The organism is Clostridium sp. AWRP (assembly GCF_004006395.2).
Classification (GTDB): domain Bacteria; phylum Bacillota; class Clostridia; order Clostridiales; family Clostridiaceae; genus Clostridium_B.
In genome coordinates, this window is record NZ_CP029758.2 from 2,608,560 (window position 1) to 2,626,441 (window position 17,882).

Annotated in this window: 18 protein-coding genes and 2 other annotated features; of the genes, 7 read left to right on the forward strand and 11 right to left on the reverse strand. The window is 31.4% G+C overall.

Annotation, left to right across the window (positions count from 1 at the left end; translation table 11 throughout):
- Positions 1-176: 176 nt before the first annotated feature.
- From DMR38_RS11960 to DMR38_RS11975, 4 genes are read left to right on the forward strand one after another with little or no spacing between them, the layout of a single operon-like run.
- Complete coding sequence (locus DMR38_RS11960) at positions 177-1,085, forward strand: HAMP domain-containing sensor histidine kinase (RefSeq protein WP_127721536.1); 909 nt, start codon at positions 177-179, stop codon at positions 1,083-1,085.
- A gap of 10 nt (positions 1,086-1,095) precedes the next feature.
- Positions 1,096-1,794 carry a response regulator transcription factor gene (locus tag DMR38_RS11965; RefSeq protein ID WP_127721537.1) on the forward strand — a complete coding sequence of 233 codons (699 nt, stop codon included), beginning with the start codon at positions 1,096-1,098 and terminating at the stop codon, positions 1,792-1,794.
- A 17-nt stretch (positions 1,795-1,811) separates the two neighbouring features.
- Positions 1,812-2,735: an ABC transporter ATP-binding protein gene (locus DMR38_RS11970; RefSeq protein ID WP_127721538.1), complete on the forward strand. Its 924-nt coding sequence runs from the start codon at positions 1,812-1,814 to the stop codon at positions 2,733-2,735.
- Entirely contained in the window at positions 2,728-3,516 is a 789-nt protein-coding gene (locus DMR38_RS11975; protein WP_243124590.1) for an ABC transporter permease, read from the forward strand. The genes DMR38_RS11970 and DMR38_RS11975 overlap by 8 nt, the downstream gene beginning before the upstream one ends.
- Before the next feature lie 21 nt (positions 3,517-3,537).
- Here the strand turns inward: DMR38_RS11975 and DMR38_RS22545 are convergent, their stop codons facing one another.
- From DMR38_RS22545 to DMR38_RS11995, 5 genes are all read right to left on the reverse strand, one after another.
- Positions 3,538-3,663, reverse strand: a complete 126-nt coding sequence (locus DMR38_RS22545) for a hypothetical protein (RefSeq protein ID WP_279230780.1) — start codon at positions 3,661-3,663, stop codon at positions 3,538-3,540.
- 78 nt (positions 3,664-3,741) lie between these two features.
- Positions 3,742-4,614, reverse strand: coding sequence for a PfkB family carbohydrate kinase (locus DMR38_RS11980; protein ID WP_127721540.1), 873 nt, complete (start codon positions 4,612-4,614; stop codon positions 3,742-3,744).
- A complete protein-coding gene (locus tag DMR38_RS11985) occupies positions 4,607-5,986 on the reverse strand; it encodes a cytosine permease (RefSeq protein WP_127721541.1) in 1,380 nt (459 codons plus the stop codon). The genes DMR38_RS11980 and DMR38_RS11985 overlap by 8 nt, the downstream gene beginning before the upstream one ends.
- A 17-nt stretch (positions 5,987-6,003) precedes the next feature.
- Entirely contained in the window at positions 6,004-6,996 is a 993-nt protein-coding gene (locus DMR38_RS11990) for an ADP-ribosylglycohydrolase family protein (protein WP_127721542.1), read from the reverse strand.
- 75 nt (positions 6,997-7,071) lie between these two features.
- On the reverse strand, positions 7,072-7,773 hold the full coding sequence (locus DMR38_RS11995) for a GntR family transcriptional regulator (RefSeq protein ID WP_127721543.1): 702 nt from the start codon (positions 7,771-7,773) through the stop codon (positions 7,072-7,074).
- Positions 7,774-8,061: 288 nt separating this feature from the next.
- On the opposite strand from DMR38_RS11995, the gene DMR38_RS12000 reads away from it, so the two are divergent.
- A complete protein-coding gene (locus tag DMR38_RS12000; RefSeq protein ID WP_127721544.1) occupies positions 8,062-8,628 on the forward strand; it encodes an isochorismatase family protein in 567 nt (188 codons plus the stop codon).
- Positions 8,629-9,283: 655 nt separating this feature from the next.
- On the opposite strand, the gene DMR38_RS12005 is transcribed toward DMR38_RS12000, so the two are convergent.
- The 4 genes from DMR38_RS12005 to DMR38_RS21855 all read right to left on the reverse strand — a co-directional run bounded on the left by DMR38_RS12005 (position 9,284) and on the right by DMR38_RS21855 (position 10,746).
- Positions 9,284-9,499, reverse strand: a complete 216-nt coding sequence (locus DMR38_RS12005) for a hypothetical protein (protein WP_127721545.1) — start codon at positions 9,497-9,499, stop codon at positions 9,284-9,286.
- A 332-nt stretch (positions 9,500-9,831) separates the two neighbouring features.
- Positions 9,832-9,975: a hypothetical protein gene (locus DMR38_RS21845; protein WP_175412994.1), complete on the reverse strand. Its 144-nt coding sequence runs from the start codon at positions 9,973-9,975 to the stop codon at positions 9,832-9,834.
- 104 nt (positions 9,976-10,079) lie between these two features.
- Positions 10,080-10,457 (reverse strand): hypothetical protein, encoded by a 378-nt coding sequence (locus DMR38_RS21850; protein ID WP_175412995.1) that lies wholly within the window; start codon positions 10,455-10,457, stop codon positions 10,080-10,082.
- Between the two features lie 136 nt (positions 10,458-10,593).
- Positions 10,594-10,746 (reverse strand): hypothetical protein, encoded by a 153-nt coding sequence (locus DMR38_RS21855; protein WP_175412996.1) that lies wholly within the window; start codon positions 10,744-10,746, stop codon positions 10,594-10,596.
- A gap of 358 nt (positions 10,747-11,104) precedes the next feature.
- Positions 11,105-11,319 (forward strand) — a binding site (T-box leader).
- 327 nt (positions 11,320-11,646) lie between these two features.
- Here DMR38_RS21855 and DMR38_RS12015 point away from each other — a divergent pair.
- The gene (locus DMR38_RS12015; protein ID WP_127721546.1) at positions 11,647-13,068 is read left to right on the forward strand and encodes a sodium:solute symporter family protein; all 1,422 of its coding nucleotides are present in this window, start codon (positions 11,647-11,649) and stop codon (positions 13,066-13,068) included.
- A gap of 36 nt (positions 13,069-13,104) precedes the next feature.
- Here DMR38_RS12015 and DMR38_RS12020 read toward each other — a convergent pair whose 3' ends face one another.
- Complete coding sequence (locus tag DMR38_RS12020; RefSeq protein WP_127721547.1) at positions 13,105-14,487, reverse strand: FAD-binding oxidoreductase; 1,383 nt, start codon at positions 14,485-14,487, stop codon at positions 13,105-13,107.
- A gap of 239 nt (positions 14,488-14,726) precedes the next feature.
- Positions 14,727-14,929, reverse strand: a binding site (T-box leader).
- Between the two features lie 216 nt (positions 14,930-15,145).
- Here DMR38_RS12020 and DMR38_RS12025 point away from each other — a divergent pair.
- The gene (locus DMR38_RS12025) at positions 15,146-16,123 is read left to right on the forward strand and encodes a 3D domain-containing protein (RefSeq protein WP_127721548.1); all 978 of its coding nucleotides are present in this window, start codon (positions 15,146-15,148) and stop codon (positions 16,121-16,123) included.
- Between the two features lie 91 nt (positions 16,124-16,214).
- On the opposite strand, the gene DMR38_RS12030 is transcribed toward DMR38_RS12025, so the two are convergent.
- Positions 16,215-17,846 carry a M20/M25/M40 family metallo-hydrolase gene (locus tag DMR38_RS12030; RefSeq protein WP_127721549.1) on the reverse strand — a complete coding sequence of 544 codons (1,632 nt, stop codon included), beginning with the start codon at positions 17,844-17,846 and terminating at the stop codon, positions 16,215-16,217.
- Between the last annotated feature and the right edge of the window lie 36 nt (positions 17,847-17,882).

The following is a 17,882-nucleotide window of genomic DNA, read 5'->3' on the forward strand; positions in this document are numbered from 1 at the left end:
CAAATTTTTTATTTTGTTGTACGGCAAGAGGTCTCTAAACAATTCGCAGGACTAGTTTCATTTTTAGCACAATCTGACAAGCATTTAATTGACATTGCAAAAAGTATATATTGGAATATTCTTCATACTTCAATTATAATGGTTATATAAAAGCCTTGAAAGGAATGAGTAAGTAAATGAACTTTATAATAATGATTTTAATGATTTTTTATCTTCTTTTACTTGCCCGTTTGATTTTTATGAAAGTTGAAATTAGAAATATCACAAATCAACTTGATGACTACAATAATTTGAAATCAAATAAGAAGATAGATATTAAACTCTTTGACAGCGATATTGAAAAATTAGCTGCAAGTATAAACAAGCACATTGACATAAATATTCAAAACAAGGCAAAGCAAAAACAAACAGAATATGGAATAAGACAATCTATAGCTAATATATCTCATGATTTGCGTACACCGCTGACTTCCGTAGTTGGCTATATTGAGATGATAAAATCAAAGAAACTTTCTTGTAAAAAGCAAGATGAATACATAAATATAGCTTTAAAAAGAGCTTATTTTCTCAAAGAACTGTTAAATGATTTCTTTGAACTTTCGATTATAGAGTCTCCAGAATACAATCTTAAAGTAGAGCATGTAAATTTAAATAATATATTATGTGAGGTTATTACATCACTTTATGATAATTTTACAGTTAAAGACATAACACCAAAGATAAATTTGCCTAGCAAAGATATAATTGCTGCAGCAAACAAAGCAGCTTCTAAACGTGTAATTCAGAATTTAATTACAAATATGCTAAAACATGCACAAGGAGAAGTTTCTATAACTTTAAAACAAGATAACAATTTTGCAGTTATAATAACTTCAAACCTAGCTGAAAACTTAAAGGATAGAGATTTAAATTTACTATTTAATAGATTTTACAAGGCAGATGATTCAAGATCCAATGGCAGTAATACAGGCCTTGGATTATCAATTGCAAAAAGCCTTATGGACAAGATGAATGGATTGATTTATGCTAAACTTGACAAAAATATTTTATATATTTTCTGCAAGTGGAAATTAATAAAAAGTTGAGGAAAAATAAATGAAGGATAACATCAAGATTTTAGTGGTTGAAGATGACAGTGATATAAATAAATTATTGTGTGATATGCTGGAGATAAATGGGTATACTGCAAAAGCTGCTTACTCTGGAACAGAAGCATTGATATATTTGAAAGATAAAACTTGGGACATGGTTTTACTTGATTTGATGCTTCCTGGAATGAATGGTGAAGAACTCTTGCTTAAGATAAGAAAAAATAGCCATATACCTGTTATAATAATTTCTGCAATAGACGATATTGATATTAGAATAAAAACTTTAAGAATAGGTGCCGATGATTTTATAACCAAGCCCTTCAATATAGAAGAAGTATCTGCACGTATAGACTCAAACTTAAGAAGATACATGGAATTTTCAAGTGAAATGCCAAAAGGAAACATAATAAAGTACAAAGAAATTTCTTTAAATAAAGACACTAGAGAAGTACATGTAAATAACTCAAAAAATGTAGTTTTAACTACAAGAGAATTTGATATTTTAAAACTTTTAATGAGTTATCCAAAGAAGGTATTTTCAAAAGCTAACTTATTTGAAAGTGTATGGGGAAGCAATTATCTATGTGATGATAATACTCTCACTGTACATATAAGTAATTTGAGAAATAAACTGTCAAATGCAGGTGCAGGCAAGGATTACATACAAACCATATGGAGTATAGGTTATAAACTTGATGGTTAGATAAAAGGAGCATTTACATGGAAACTATTCTAAGGACTATAAACTTAAGCAAAAGGTACAATGACAAAGTAGCAATTCAAAATGTAAATATGAATATAAATCGTGGAGATATTTATGGATTTATAGGTGAAAATGGAGCAGGTAAAACCACACTGTTTAAAATGATAGCAGGCCTCGCACAAAAAACTTCTGGAACAATTGAATTATTTGGTGAGATTACAGAAAATGGTCTTCATACTGCAAGAAGAAGGCTTGGAGCTCTAATTGAAAGGCCTTTTTTATATGCAAATATGACAGCTTATGAAAATTTAGAAGCTTGCAGACTTCAAAAAGGCATTCCTGGAAAGGATTGTATAAGAAGAGTACTGGAGCTTTTAGATTTAAATAGTTTAAAGAATAAAAAAATACGTGATTTTTCTCTTGGCATGAAACAAAAACTAGGTATTGCCATGGCAATAATTGGAGATCCAGAACTTTTAATATTAGATGAACCTATAAACAGCATTGATCCAATAGGAATTATGGAAATAAAGGATATTTTACTGCAATTAAATAGAAATATGAATACAACAATTCTCATCTCAAGCCACATTTTAAAAGAACTCTATGACTTTGCAACTTGCTATGGAATTATTCATAATGGGAAACTATTAGATGAATTTACTTTAAAAGAGCTAAATGAAAGATTTAATAAAAGGTTAAAAATCAAAGTTAGTGATGTAAATAGAGCAGCTCTTGTTCTAGAAGAAAATTTAAATACTCACAATTTTAAAACTTTGCCAGATGATACTATATTACTATACGATTATGTTGATAATCCTGGAAGGATTTCATCTGCAATTTTTAAAGAAGGTATTACAATACTACAGCTGACACCCGAGTCAGATAACCTTGAAAATTATTTCAAAAATATGGTTGGAGGAAAGTTAAGTGATGTATAACTTATTGAAATTTGAAATATATAAATTAAAGCACAACAAGACGTTTTTTAGTTCTTTAATGATTACATCATTTTTAATCATATATTCCATATGCTTATTCTTTCACAGCAAAGCTATACTTAAAATACTCGAAACTTCTTATCAAGGAAATGAATTTGGTTTCTTAGTCAATAATTTTAAAGATAGGCTTCATCCAAAGGCAATTGAGTTTTTTTGTTCATCTTTTGGACTCTCCCCTTGTATAGCTGTAATTTTAATATTTATAGTTGGCAGCCTTGTATTAGATGAATTTTCAAATGGTACAATAAACAATATCATAGTATATGGCCATAAAAGAGCTGAAATTTATATGTCAAAATTTCTTATAGCATCCTTATCAGGCCTTATACTAATCGCTCTTTTACTATTCGGTACGATAGCTGCAAGTAGCTTCATAAATTGTTCTAAAGAGTTTCTTTCTTTTAATGACCTAATCAAATCAATTGAATTTACCATTCTTGCAGCCTTAATACTTTCAAGTTTAACCAGCATTTATATGTGTTTAGCCATGTTTATACGAAATAAATTAATACTTATAACACTTATCATATTAGCTATGATTTTAATAACAAGTTATCCTCCCAGTTTTAAAAGCATCATGAAATATTCCCCTATTTTTATGCTTATAGACATGGGAGCATTTAAAATCGATCCATACAGTATTATACTTTCATCAGTCATTATCATTGTAACCACAACAATTGTTGGCATAATTAAATTTGAAAAGCTAGAGTTAAAATAAAAGTCCTACAAATGAATTAAATTACACTATATCTTCATAGACTTCTTCTTTTTCTTCTTTCTTGTCAACAATACAGCTATTTAAAATCATACCAATAACAATAAGCAGTATTCCAAAATATAATAATATATTATAATATAGAAGCATTCAAATGCGTCTTTCTTAACTAAAAATATCCTATATTATAAACTTTTTTCTGTGCCTATAATACAGGATATAATATTTTTATTTTAATTTGCTACCTTGATTTTGAACTACTTTACTGGCTATGCTATTGCCAAGTTCACAAGCTTTTTCTAGAGACAGTCCCATACATAATCCTGCTATAAATCCACCTGTATGTGAATCTCCAGCTCCTATTGTATCTTTTACATTCACTGTTTCTGTAGGTACATTTCCACTTTCCTTCTCACTATAATAATTACAACCATCTTTTCCTCTAGTTACAACTACAGGCTTTTTCGTAATATCATATACTTTATTAATTGCTGCATCTAAATTTTCTTCTCCTATAAGAACACTTATCTCTTTTCTATTTGAATGAATAATGGTACCCATTTTAAATAGTCTATCCAATACATTTTTATCTATATATTCTATTCTTGGACTTGCATCAAAAACTATAGTACATTTCTGTTTTTTATTTTGTAACAAATTTACTATAGATTCTCCTGAAGCTCCTTCCAATTCATATCCAGATACATAGATGTAGTCATATTCATCTATGTTAATGTTTTTAAACCATTCTTCTTTCCATTTGGTTTCTATACCAGGTACAGTGATAAATGTCCTTTCTCCATCACTTTCCACTATGGATAAATTCCATCCATTGTCCTCGCTACAATCTTCTATAAATACATCATATCCGTCTTCCTTTAATTGCTGTTTTATTATATTAGAATAGTTTCCAATTCCAACAGGTACACATAAATCATGCTTTACTTTTAAATATTTAAGCACATTAGCTACATTATATGCACATCCTCCTACTACAGTTTCTTTATGCTCTGCTGTAATGTCTTCTCCGCTTTTAGGCAGCTTATCTAATTTTAAAATTATATCTATAACTGCTGCACCCATAACCAATATTTTAGGCATTATTTTTCACCCCTTTATTTTCTTTTGTAATTACAATTAAAATATAATAAACTACAGCACTTACTATGAATGCAAGTAAAATTCCAAGGCTATTATCTTTGAACATTCCCTTTGCAAAAGGACCACTGAAAAATGAACAATTTGTAAATAGCAACCCTACTATTACTCCAGCAAACCAGCTAAATACACCCTTTCTATTCACTGAATTCATATCTTTGTTTGTTAGTAATTCCTCTTTATAACCTAAATTTTTTCTAATATACTTATAATCTACTAAAAACACTGCTGCCCAAGCTGCTAATCCTATTCCTAATAATCCCAAGAAAATTTGAAAATTGCCTAAAAAATCTTTTGAAATAAATAGTACATAAATAGGTAAAAGTATCATTATTATTGCATGTACCGTTATAGCTGTCTTATTACTTACATTTATATTTAAAGTTTCAAGACTAACTTTTGCTGATTTTAAACTTATTAGGCATTGAGGTATAAAACCACCCAAAGCTGTTATATAATAAATAACTGTTACCCATTTAGGTAAAGCCTTACCTATAGCTTGAATTGGATTCGAAGCCGTTGCAAGGTCTGGTACTGATGTACTCATTAGTATTCCTGCGCCCATTATTACAAATAGTGGTATAAATGCTCCGAAAGTAACACTAGCAATGACAGATGCAGACGATGTATTAGGCTTTTGATAACAACTATAATCTGCTGCAGCTATGCTCCAACTTATACCAGTACCAGCTGCAATAATTGAAACTGCAGGTAAAAAACTCATAAGCCAACTCCCATTTTTCATAGCAAATAATTGATTCCAATTGGTTCTTGGTATTAATATGAGTAATATAAACAAAGTTAATATTCCAAATACATATGAAAGTATAGTTTGAATTTTAACTAAATAATCTTGTCCAAAAATGTTAGAAACCAATATAAGTGCTACAAATATTACCAGTGCTATTATAGTAATCGTTTTATTTTGACGTATTCCAAAGGAATTAAACAGTGAAAGTAAAATCAAAGTTCCTGTAACCACATTTACTGCCAGCCAGCCAATTAAGTTAAGCCAACCAAGAAAATTAGGAATGAAGTTTCCATTTATTCCAAAAGCTGCTCTAGAAAGCAAAAACGTAGTTCCTCCAGTATCTCTCCCAGATAAACTTAGATATCCTACTAATGCAAAAGACAGTGCACCTACTGCTGCAGCAAGAATGGATTGTAGAAAATTTAGCCCAAATCCTACTATCATAGCGCCATAAACTAACCCCAAGAATCCAATATTGCTGGCAAACCATATGGCAAATAATTCTTTAGGCTTACCTGTTCTTTCTTCAACCGATAAAAACGGTGATGTATTTATACTGCTCATTGATTATTCCCCCTTTTTTACTTTTTGTTTCTAAAATTATTTATCTTATCTGAGTAGATATTAAAATCCACCCTATTTTTTTCATTTATAAGTTCAATCCATTTCTCATCAATATTTTCTATTCCAGATTTGGCACCACATATAGCCGTTGCCATAGCACCTATAGTATCCGTGTCCCCTCCCAAATTGGCACACATAATGCTGCACAGTTCAGGCTCTTTTGCATAATAAGCTATTGACATTGCTGCAGGAACAGATTCACTCGTAAGCACTCCAGTACCTATTACATCAAATATTTTTTGTAAAAAAGACTCACTATCGTCTTTATATTTATCTGCATAATAAAGTCCTAAATTCAATCTTTCCAACAAGGAAGGAGAAAATGTCTCTGCACCAAAACTTTTTGCTTTAGTATAGGCCTCTATAGAATTTTTTATAATTTCATCCCAGGACTTATCTTCTAAAGCAGAACTTACAGCCATTGCAACCATACTAGCTCCACCTAAAGCCACATCTGTGTTATGAGTTACACTACTCACATTTACTACATATTCTATTAAGTTGTCCTTATCTTCACAGGAAAATAAACATCCTATAGGTGCAATTCTCATAGCAGCTCCATTTGTCTCTGCCTTGCAAGTGAATTCTTCTGGATCTTTACCTTCCCTTATTGCCATTAAAGCTGCTTTTGAACTAGGCCCCAATATGTTATATTCAAAGGCATTGTGAGCTATGGCCCATTTTATAAGTTCATCAGCTATATCATTTTTATCAGGTACAAAATTCGTTTTAATCAATGATTTTAAAATTGCTATGGCTTCACCTGTATCATCCGTAAATTGTCCTTTAGCATAATACATTGCCAGCTCACTTTCTTTAGGACCCTCTAAAAAGCCTTCTATTTTACCAAAATATTCTTTTATCTTTCTTCTGGTCCAAAACTCAGAAGGCATTCCCATGGCATCCCCTATAGCCATACCATATAATGCACCTAAAATTTTATTTTTCATTTTATCACCTCATTAATATTTGTACAGTCGTACGTACAAGTCTGTTTATGAAATATATAAATACATTTATCGTATTTATATATTAGTAACTATTTTAAAATCTATATCTGGACCATAAATTACACTAACTCTTTCTATGACTATTCCACCTACATCCTTAACATTTCCTTCTGCTTTAGTTAAAACTACACCCTCTTCGTGATTAAAAATACTTTTAGTAGTTGAATTACCTTTTATGCCACTGATAGTTAAAGCAGCGGTCTTAGGCATAATACCATACTCTTCTTTCATTGTAGTGTATAAAGACTTCCTAGAAAAATCATACTTGTTAATATCATGAAATACACTAAGTGGTGTAATAGAAGTATCCAATGTGAGCCAGCATATATGATTTTCTTTTTCCACTCCCCTAGCTCTTACTAGTTTGAAAAACCTTTCTCCATCTTCATTTATGATCTTACTTTCAAGTACCTTTGATACTGGAGTTTCCTGTCTTTTAGTTATATAATCTGTAAAGCCACTAAAATTCCACACATTGTATTTGGTTTTTCTAAGAGACACAAAAGTACCTTTACCATGAACTTTATAGAGTAAACCTTCATTGACAAGATTTGAAATAGCCTTTCTTATAGTAGTTCTCGTAATGCTATATTTTTCAACAAATTCATTTTCTGAAGGTATTTTCTCTCCATCTTTATAAATTTCATTTATTATAGCATCTCTTATGATACGCTGTAGTTGTGCATAAAGTGGTACCAAACTATTTCTGTTTAACATGTTGCCCTCCAAACTTGTCCATACAAGTTATATATTATTTAAATAATACAATATCATTTTACAATAGTCAATATAAATTTACAAAAACATTTGAAAATTGCATCTAGCTATTATAATTCTATCAAATAAAATCTGATTATAAGCTAAAAACTATGAAATTTAAAGAAAATTGCACATTTGGCATATCTATTTTACTCAATAAACCTCAAACTGCATAAAATAAATTTGATAAACTTATACTTAAATAGTAGATTAGTAATAATTAAACGTTAACTGGAGGTAAATATTATGAGTAAAAAATCTTTATTAGTCATCGATTGTCAAAATGATTTTATAAATGGCAGTCTTGCATGTAAAAATTCAGAAAATGCTATACTGCATATTATAGATTTTATAAGTAAAAACCCTGATCTTAATGTACTTTATTCCTGTGACTCTCACGAAATTACAAATAAGTCATTTCAAAAAAATGGTGGAATGTGGCCCATTCACTGCGTAGAAGGCACTGAAGGAGCTTTACTTTCTGAAAAATTTACTCTTGGAATAAAGGATAAAAATAAATCTCCACAAAATCCTGAAATTATTTTTAAAAAAGGTATGAACGATGATGTTGAAGAATATTCAGCCTACAATGCAATAAATACTAAAAATAGAAGACTCCATGAGGTACTTGACAAAAACATTATAATATGTGGAATTGCCAGCGAGTACTGTGTTAAAGAAACAATACTTGACCTCGTGAAAAATGGATTCAACGTGACTATTCTTGCAAATGGCCTTGGTTATGTAGATGAAACCGAACATATAAATACTCTAAATGAGTTTAAAGAAAAAGGCATGAGCATTATCTTCTAATTTTCCTTACTCTAAAGCTATTGCAATAACTTCAGAGTTATTTATCCGATTGCTACCATTGCTAATATCCCTATCGCACTCTGTGAAAGCGACTATCACCAAATCAAAGATTTGGGATATCTGATTTTCTATCAAAGTTGGGGGATAAGCACTGCTACGCGCCTGGATAACGATTTCCCCTAAAGGATAACGCCTTCTAAGTGCTGAAGCACTAAGTATCCTGTTAATAAACATCAGTTGGAGTCAAAACTCAACCTGATGTCAAGAACTCAGTTTATTATCATAATTCTTCATACATATAACCTTTCTTTCTAATAAATTCTAATTGTAAATAATATATCTATAAAGAAGTAAAATACGAAAGCATATTTAAAACACTTATAAAAATATTCTTTTTTTATTGACCTTAAAATTACCAATACAAAAATAAATGCAGCTATAAAAAAAACATATACCTGCCATATTTGTACATTCAAAAATTTTGCAATCAAACCTTCATCATTAATTGCAAACATATTATCAGGATTTATAATTATAAATAATAGATATGCAATTAACCTTGTAAGGCACATAGTTATAGCAAAATACACTCCTATGTACACTTTTTTCCTATTTTTAAAGATATAAACCATGATGCATCCAATTACTGCTAATATTAAATTAATGCCGGTCCTCCAAGGCATCCCCATAAGTTTTCTAAACCGTTTTGGGTCTCTGTATAACTAAAAGTAAATTTTGCAGGTATTCCACTTAGCTTGTACCCTATTAAATGTCCAAATTCATGAATTGGCGTAGCAACTAGCGTAATCATCAAAAAAATAAGCTTGCTTAATTTAGAGTCAATATCCATATTAACATCTTTAATATTCATACTATTTAACCCCTCACCATTTACAAATAATAAAGCTCAAAGTTCAAATATCAAATATTGTTTATTCTTTGTTATTTCAACCCTATACTTTCCTCCACTATTAATTCTTAATTTAATACTTGTCACATTTAACTTATCACTAATTAATTTCTTAATTTCTTATAGGTATTCTAAAAACTAATAGAATGGCAGCATTTCTATTTGGAATTACCAAAGTTTCAATTCCTCATAGGTATTCTAAAAACCCATCGAATATAGAATACATCAGCATTCATAAAAATACAATATTTGAGAAAACTTTTGTGAAAATCTCGAAAATCAACCTGAAACCGCTAATTACCTACAAACATAAAAATCGTCAACCCCCAGAGTTTTTTAAACTTCTTTAAAATTTGTCTTATAATTATCTCTGATTTTCCTTTAGTTTTTCCTTCTTCTATACCTTCGTCCCTTATCATCTTTCCTATTTCCGTCAACCTTATCATCTCCTTTAATTTTTTTCTGCTAGTTTCATCTCCGAATTTATCCGATGACTACCTGCTCTAATACTCCCCCTTCTCCAAGTGGAAGTAAAGAGCAGCTACGTCCCTGGATAACGATTTCTAAGCATCAGGTGGAGCCAAAACTCCATCTGATGCCAAGAACTCTGTTTATCTAGTAGAGCATATAACAAGCTCAAACTTTGAAGTTTATTTTCACTGTCTTCGAGATTATTTGTAAGCTCTATACTTTCAATTGCCCTCTCGCTCCTGCTACCCTTTCCACTCATAAGCGGCAGCATCGTGAGTATGAGTATATCTTCATTGCTTAATTTTTCTCTTCTTTCTATCTTTTTCTTTAAATATTCAAGCTTTTCATCCCCATCAAATTGTTTCATGTAAACTGCCTCTACTCCGTACTTTATAGTACCTGCATCTATATATTCATCTGCACTTTCTATATCTGCAGAATATATCACAACAGTTCTAACCTTTTTCTTATCCCTGTAAAAAAGCGAGGCATCGTAATATAAAAATCTCTTTATATCATCTCTTTTATCGGTAGTTTGAAACTCAAAATGGAGATAATTCCCATTATCAGTATAAAATAAATAGTCAGTATAACCAGTTTTTATTTCTATATTCTTTATTTCCGTCTCTGCAGGGAGCAATTATTTTAGTATCTATTTTAAAAAAATTTACTGCACTCTGCCCGAATATACCAAGTGCTTTTTTAAGTACTGCGTCCTCAACTTTATTATAATCCACAGCAATCATCTCTTTCCACTAAAATATAAAATTTAGTATTAGTTTTGCCATGAATTACAATTCTATACAAACTTATGTTCTTTTTCATTGCATACAGAAATAAAATAAAAAGTACCCCCATCCATTATAACTAATAGATTATGATACTTTAAAAATAAATAACAAAGTTTAAAGTCTAAATATCAATTATTGTTATATTCGAAGTATACATTGATTTTTCTTTTGAAATAGTCCGTAATCAATATCTACAGCTAGATATTGATAGCAAAATTAATCTATTTATCCAAAAACAGCTATTTTGAATTTTGTATTTATATAGAATTCAATCTATAATACATCTTACAAGTTATGATACATCTTACAAGTTATGATGGAAAGAAGTAATTAAGTACGTTGCAAAGAGAGTCAGTGGTTGGTGTAAACTGTCTGATGTGCTTTATGAAATACATTCCTGAGCTGTAGGCTGAAATTTTTTAAAGTAAGTTGATCCGGTTAACTCTCGTTAAGAGTAAGAGATGAGCAATAAATTTATTTGTTCAAGTAGGGTGGTACCACGATTATTTCGTCCCTTAATCGCAGGTGCTTTTTTTATTTTTCAAATTTATTTTGCTCAAGTAGGGTGGTACCGCGACTTTTTCGTCCCTTGTGTAGGGGCGTTTTTTTGTACAATTTTTGAGTAATTTCAATTAATATTTACCATATCACTTTAGTACTAAATACTTTTACAGTGTACACTGTAATTCTGTACATTGTCACTGTACAGAAAACACTTGCAGCTGTAACTTACTACTGAAACTTGTAAAAACTATATAATGCGTGCGTTATTCACTATGAATTGTAAACCATGAATTGTGCATTGTGTATTGCGAACTGTGAATTAAATAAATAGGGGGTTTTAAAATGAACGTATCTTTAATAATCATCATCTGCTATATATCCATGTTATTTGTAATAAGTTTTATTGCTAAAAAGAAAGCTCAAGGTGGCGGCGAAAGCTATACTTTAGCCAGTAGACAGCTTACAACTCCACTTGTAACCTGTTCACTTATAGGCCTTGCTATTGGCGGTGCTTCAACCATAGGGGTCGCTGAACAAGCTTACGATGTAGGACTTTCAGCAGGTTGGTACTGCACAGCCTGGGGAATCGCAGCTATAGTTATGGGTCTTGCAGCTGCAAGTAAATATAGGGAATTCAATGTATCTACTGTTCCTGAATTATTTTCAAAATTTTATGATGAAAAAGGTGTTGCTGTCTGTGTAGCATGCCAGATAATTATTCTCATTGTAGTTGTATCTCTTCAATACATTGCAGGTGGAGCTATTTTATCCTCACTTTTGCCTGGTATATTCACTATAAAAACAGGTATGATAGTAAGTGCTTGTGTATTTGTTGGTATAACCTTTATAGGAGGAATGTGGTCTGCCGGATTATGTAATTCATTTAACGTTCCTTTAAAATATACAGGAATTATACTATGTACTATATTAGCTGTATCAAAAAGCGGAGGAATTCAGAATATAAAACTTCATCTTCCTCAAAGTGTACCTTATTTCAGCCCTATTAAAGGAGTTGGTACATGGGTAATTTTAGGTTGGATACTTGTTATGACTACACAAGTTTTGTCTATGCAGGGTCCTGTACAATTGGCTTTTGCTGCTAAGGATGCAAAGACTGCAAAAAAGAGCTTTATACTTGGTGGCCTTCTCATGATTCCAATAGGTTTTTTATGTGCTCTTATAGGTATGGCTGCAAGAACTACTTTTCCTCATGTAAGTGCTACTATGGCACTTCCTAAAATGATTTTGTCATTAAACCCTGTAGCAGCTGGAATAACTTTAGCAGCACTCTGGGCAGCAGATGTTTCTACAGCTTGCAATTTGCTTTTAGGTGCATCTACCTTATTTACAAATGACATATACAAAAAATATATAAATCCTAAAGTAAATGATAAAAAACTTTTAATAATGACTAAATCCTCTGTAGTTCTTTTAGGTATATTTACTTTTATACTTGCCCTTTCCATGTCAGGTATATTAAAAACTATATCCATGGGCTTAAGTCTTTCCACTGCATTTACACTTATATTTCTATTTACCATGTTTGCTCCTAAACTTTGCAAAAAAAGTTCTGCTTTTTTCACTACCCTTGCAGGAGTAGTAGCCCTATTTTTATGGCAGCTAATACCTTCCTTTAGAATATTTCCTCATGTAATATTCATGGAATGGCTTGTATGCCTTGTAACCTTTATACTTACATCAGTACTTGATAAAAGATCAATTATGAATATAGCTGCCATAGATGAAATAAATGAAATGGTGTAAAAAAGTAAGGAGGTAACCCTCCTTACTTTTTTACACTCAATCAATTATAGTACCTGGATTTAAAATCTCATTTGGATCAAATACCTTTCGTATACCCTTCATAATTTCAAGCTCTCGTTTTGTAAACTGCAGCGACATATGTTTCTTTCTTGTTTTTCCTGTACCATGTTCTGCTGTTATTGTTCCGCCATATTTTAGTGCAGTTCTGTACATTTCCTCTTTTAACTCTTCATAATAGGAAGGAAGTTTACCGTTATCCCCCATAATAAAATTGTGTATATTTCCATCTGCTATATGTCCTAAAGACAAAATATGATTCCCATATTTCTCTCCAAGTGCCGTTATGTCATCAAAAAAATCCGGTACAGTTGAAGGCGGAACTGCTATGTCAAGTGCATCTGCTATATTGTCCTTATAAGGACCATATGCATTGCTCCTTATTGCCAAAATATTTCTCTGCTCCTTTGTAGTTTCCGCTATTATACTATCTACTGCATTATGTTCTTCACATATTTCTACAATTTTTTCGCTGCTGGCATAAAGTGCATCTTCTGTAGGCTCATCAATCATAAAAATTAAATCTACAGATCCTTTATTTGCAGGCCACTTAGTTCCAAGCTGCTGTGCAGCATTTTGTGCAATAATTTTATCCATATATTCCACAGCAAGCGGTGTAATTCCCTCTTGAAGTATACAAGGTACTGCATCACAAGCTTCACGTCTTGTATCAAAAGAAACCAAAAGTGTTCCATTATACTTATTTTGTGCATAAAGCTTTAATGTTACTTTTGTAATTATTCCTAAAGTTCCTTCACTTCCAATCATCATATGTAAGAGATCATAGCCCATATTGTTTTTTATAAGCTTTCCTCCTACATTCACTATTTCACCTGTAGGTAAAACTACTTCCAAAGCTTTAACATGATTTCTCATGATTCCATGCTTTACTGCTTTTGTGCCGCCAGCATTTGTTGCTACCATACCGCCAATTTGAGCTCCTTCATCCCCAGGATGTATAGGAAAAAATAGTTTGTCCTGTTTATTTAGTTCTTCTAGTAAATCAGCTAGGGTAGCTCCTGCTTCAATTGTAATCATCAAATTTTTTTCATCAAATTCAACAATTTTATTCAATCTTTCAAGAGATAAAATTATGCTGGATTCTGTAGGAATAACTCCTCCAACTACTCCTGTACCGCCGCCCCTTGCAACTACAGGTGTCAAAGTCTTATTTGAATATTTTAATATCTCTGATATCTCTTCTGCAGAACCAGGTTTAACTACTACACAGTCCTTACATGCTTCTGGACGAAGCAGAGGTTCTGTCTCATCATAAAGATATCTCTGCATCTTAGACAAATCATATGTAATCCAATCTTCTCCCACAATACTTTTTAAACTTTCAATTATTTCACTTTTCAATGTTATTTCCCCCTTTTTATTTGACAAATTCTTTCATCTGGTCTTTTATTTAGCTCAACTTTCGCACATATGAAATTTGGGCTTAATATAAGAAAATTGCGAAACAATGAATTCACAATGAATTGTACATTATGCATTGTGAATTAGTTTAGCAGTACCCAATTAAGCAAAATAAGTAAAAAAATATATCAGCTTATCTTCAACTGATATATTTTAACGTATAAAAAAACAGCTCTTTTCGCTGGGGCGAAAAGTCTGCCGCGGTACCACCCATTTTTTTTACTTAATTAACATAACGGTTAAAAAACCGATTAGACCTACTAAACATTCAGCCTACAGCTCCAGGGTGAGTTTCAATATGTATATTTATGGGTTTTCACCTTACCCCACTCTCTGTAAAAAAAATATTAACATATCTAATTAATCCTATCATAGCTTTTATCTTTAAAGATGAGTTTACTATAAGTTTTGGTTACTGTCAATAGCCTAAAAATAAATTTTTTTGTAATAGTCAATCTCGCTTATAGTGTACTCTTAGCTATCCTCTATTTGCATACAAAATTCATATAAACTTGAGTTTTTGTATACATTAATGGTATAATAAAAAACATTAGTAAGTTTTCTTTAAACTTAATAATGTTTTAAGGGGGAAAATACATTGAATAAAAAAGCCTTATCTGTTATTATAGCGTTTGCGTTAGTAGGTTCTACTTTCAGCAATGTTTTCGCTTCTTCAGCCAGTACGTCTGAAGAATTAACACAAACTCAAAATAACAAAAAGGAGCTTCAGGTAAAAGTTGATACTTTAAATAAGCAAATTGATGGAGTAATCGAAAAAATTGAAAGCAATAAAAAAGATATGAATACTATTGCTAAAAACATTAAAAATACACAGATCAAATTGTCAAAAGCACAAGATGCTTCAAAATCGCAAAATGATTTATTTAAAAAAAGAGTAAAAGCTATGTACACAACCGGTACAAATGGTTATCTCCAGGTACTTTTATCTTCAAACAACTTAAGTGATTTTATATCCAGAGTTGACTCAATCACACGCGTAATGAAATTCGATAATCAAGTTATTACAAAACTAAAACAAAATGAACAAGCTATACAAAGTCAGCAAAAAGCTTTAAGTGCTGAAAATACTAAGCTACAATCTTTAAAAGTAAGTAATGAATCTACTTTATCAAAATTAAATAATGACATACAACAACAAAAAGAACTATTAAGCCAGGCTACCGCAAAGGAACAGCAGTTAATAGCTCTTCAAACTGCTCAGAAGGCTCCTCAAATACCTGAAATAAGAACTTCTTCACCTACCTTATCTCGTGGTGGTTCAGGTTCACTTTCATACTCACAAGCACTTACCATGGAGGCAACTGCATATTGTGGAGATGCTATCACAGCATCAGGTTCTGCAACTGTAAGAAATCCAAATGGATACAGCACTATTGCTGTTGATCCTCGAGTTATTCCATTGGGGACAAAAGTTTATGTAGAAGGATATGGATATGCCGTAGCTTGTGACACCGGTGGAGCTATAAAGGGAAATATAATAGATTTATTTGTAAATTCGGAGTCAGAAGCAGAAAACTGGGGTAGAAGATATGTTACTGTATATATACTTAATTAATATGTACAGGTAGTATTGTGCTGCTATTTTACCTAAAAGGTAAACACTTGGGGAGGTTTCTCTCCCCTACCTTACGAGAAATACATATTTATCATCTTAACATATAATAAATCATATGCCTGTAAAGTTTAGGTATCACCTCAAAGGAATAAGGCACATTTAATCTTTCAGTATATTTGTGCAGGTCTTTTCCCTGCCCACCAAAAATCACTACAGGAATATTTAGCTTAGACAGTTCTTTTACTGGAAGTTTATATATTATGTCATATCCAACTATATTCGAAATCAATTCAGCAAGTGGTATATCTGGGTTAATTCCTGTATAACTTGCATCAGATATACCCATAAAATAATTAGTTTTTATAATGCTTTCCTGAAATTTTTCTTCTGCATACTTAATTGTACTATCTACAGCATTTATAAATTTACCATCCTCACTATTTTCAGCTTTTAAATGTTTATGCGGATAATAAGGAGGAATAAATGAAATTATAATCATAGGTCTCTTATTTTCGTATAGCTCATAAGTTGCCTTTACTATATTTATAGCTATAGTTTGGTTATCCAATTTCTCATTTTTCCATTCTTTTACCTTTTCATCTATGTACTTTTCAAAATTCTTATGTGTGCTTTTAACTTCATATAACATCTCTTTATAAGTGATTACACAAGCTTCTGCATCATCAAATTTCAATTTCTGTGAGGATCTTTTTGTAAATTTTTCTCTCTTTTTTGAAATATCCTTCAAAACATTCTCAAAAGCATTCTGAGCCAGTTCTTTCAAACTAGCTAGTATTTCATCATAAGATGCCTGAAGAGTCAATATATTATAATATGCAGTGGAATACAATGGGCTCTGTACGGAATACATCTCCTTTAAATCCATTTGCTTTAAACACATAGGCGGCGGAGTTACAGTATCATAAACACTGTCTGAGAGATCTGGATTACATTCCATTAATTTGTTTATCTCTGAAACTAGCAAATTTGGATTTAATCCTCTTAAAGACTCCCCTACATGAGTTTCTTTTCCCACACAAAAAAATAAAGGCATAATTTTACCTACACTACCTATGTATAATCTTTTGCTTCCTTTTTCTCCTCTTTCAGGTATACTTGGCTCTGATATTATCATGCCACAGTAATTGTACTTTCTCTCTTCCTTTAATTTAAGAAGAAATGGTGCTGCAGCAATCATTCCTTCGGAGTTGCTTTCTTCACCGGGAACTACTAAAAGCAATAAGTTTCCCTTAAAGTTTCTCGCTTTACTGAATTCTCTTAAAAGTTCCATATTGAGGGCCACTCCAAACTTCATATCCGCAGTTCCCCTTCCAAATATCCAATCTCCTGATTTAAAATCCGCCATGGCATCTTCATCTAACTTCAATTCTGAAATTCTTTTAGTACATTTATCTACATCAAAAGCCATAGATTTTAAATGCCCAAATTCTTCTACTCCAACTACATCTAAATGTCCTGAAAGTATAAATGAATTTGGTGAATTTTCCTTGCCATTTACTACTGCCCATACAAAGCTTCTTCTTAAAGGATCATTTTCGATTTGCTCTATACCCAAATTTTCAGGATTGTCCTTAAAATAAGGTATCTCCAAAATTTTTTCATATATTTTTTCTGCTGCCACACACTCTTCTTTTGTACCAGATATGCTTGGCACAGATATTAGTTTCCTCATTGTATCATATACATTTTTCTTAAAACTCATTTTTGGCCTCCTCAATATAGCTTGAAATTTTCAATT

What these genes read in the sequence shown, in the direction of transcription:
- DMR38_RS11960 (WP_127721536.1), top strand. Translation starts at nt 177, where the DNA reads ATGAACTTTATAATAATGATTTTAATGATTTTTTATCTTCTTTTACTT.
- DMR38_RS11965 (WP_127721537.1), top strand. Translation starts at nt 1,096, where the DNA reads ATGAAGGATAACATCAAGATTTTAGTGGTTGAAGATGACAGTGATATA.
- DMR38_RS11970 (WP_127721538.1), top strand. Translation starts at nt 1,812, where the DNA reads ATGGAAACTATTCTAAGGACTATAAACTTAAGCAAAAGGTACAATGAC.
- DMR38_RS11975 (WP_243124590.1), top strand. Translation starts at nt 2,728, where the DNA reads ATGTATAACTTATTGAAATTTGAAATATATAAATTAAAGCACAACAAG.
- DMR38_RS22545 (WP_279230780.1), bottom strand. Translation starts at nt 3,663, where the DNA reads ATGCTTCTATATTATAATATATTATTATATTTTGGAATACTGCTTATT.
- DMR38_RS11980 (WP_127721540.1), bottom strand. Translation starts at nt 4,614, where the DNA reads ATGCCTAAAATATTGGTTATGGGTGCAGCAGTTATAGATATAATTTTA.
- DMR38_RS11985 (WP_127721541.1), bottom strand. Translation starts at nt 5,986, where the DNA reads ATGAGCAGTATAAATACATCACCGTTTTTATCGGTTGAAGAAAGAACA.
- DMR38_RS11990 (WP_127721542.1), bottom strand. Translation starts at nt 6,996, where the DNA reads ATGAAAAATAAAATTTTAGGTGCATTATATGGTATGGCTATAGGGGAT.
- DMR38_RS11995 (WP_127721543.1), bottom strand. Translation starts at nt 7,773, where the DNA reads ATGTTAAACAGAAATAGTTTGGTACCACTTTATGCACAACTACAGCGT.
- DMR38_RS12000 (WP_127721544.1), top strand. Translation starts at nt 8,062, where the DNA reads ATGAGTAAAAAATCTTTATTAGTCATCGATTGTCAAAATGATTTTATA.
- DMR38_RS12005 (WP_127721545.1), bottom strand. Translation starts at nt 9,499, where the DNA reads ATGAATATTAAAGATGTTAATATGGATATTGACTCTAAATTAAGCAAG.
- DMR38_RS12015 (WP_127721546.1), top strand. Translation starts at nt 11,647, where the DNA reads ATGAACGTATCTTTAATAATCATCATCTGCTATATATCCATGTTATTT.
- DMR38_RS12030 (WP_127721549.1), bottom strand. Translation starts at nt 17,846, where the DNA reads ATGAGTTTTAAGAAAAATGTATATGATACAATGAGGAAACTAATATCT.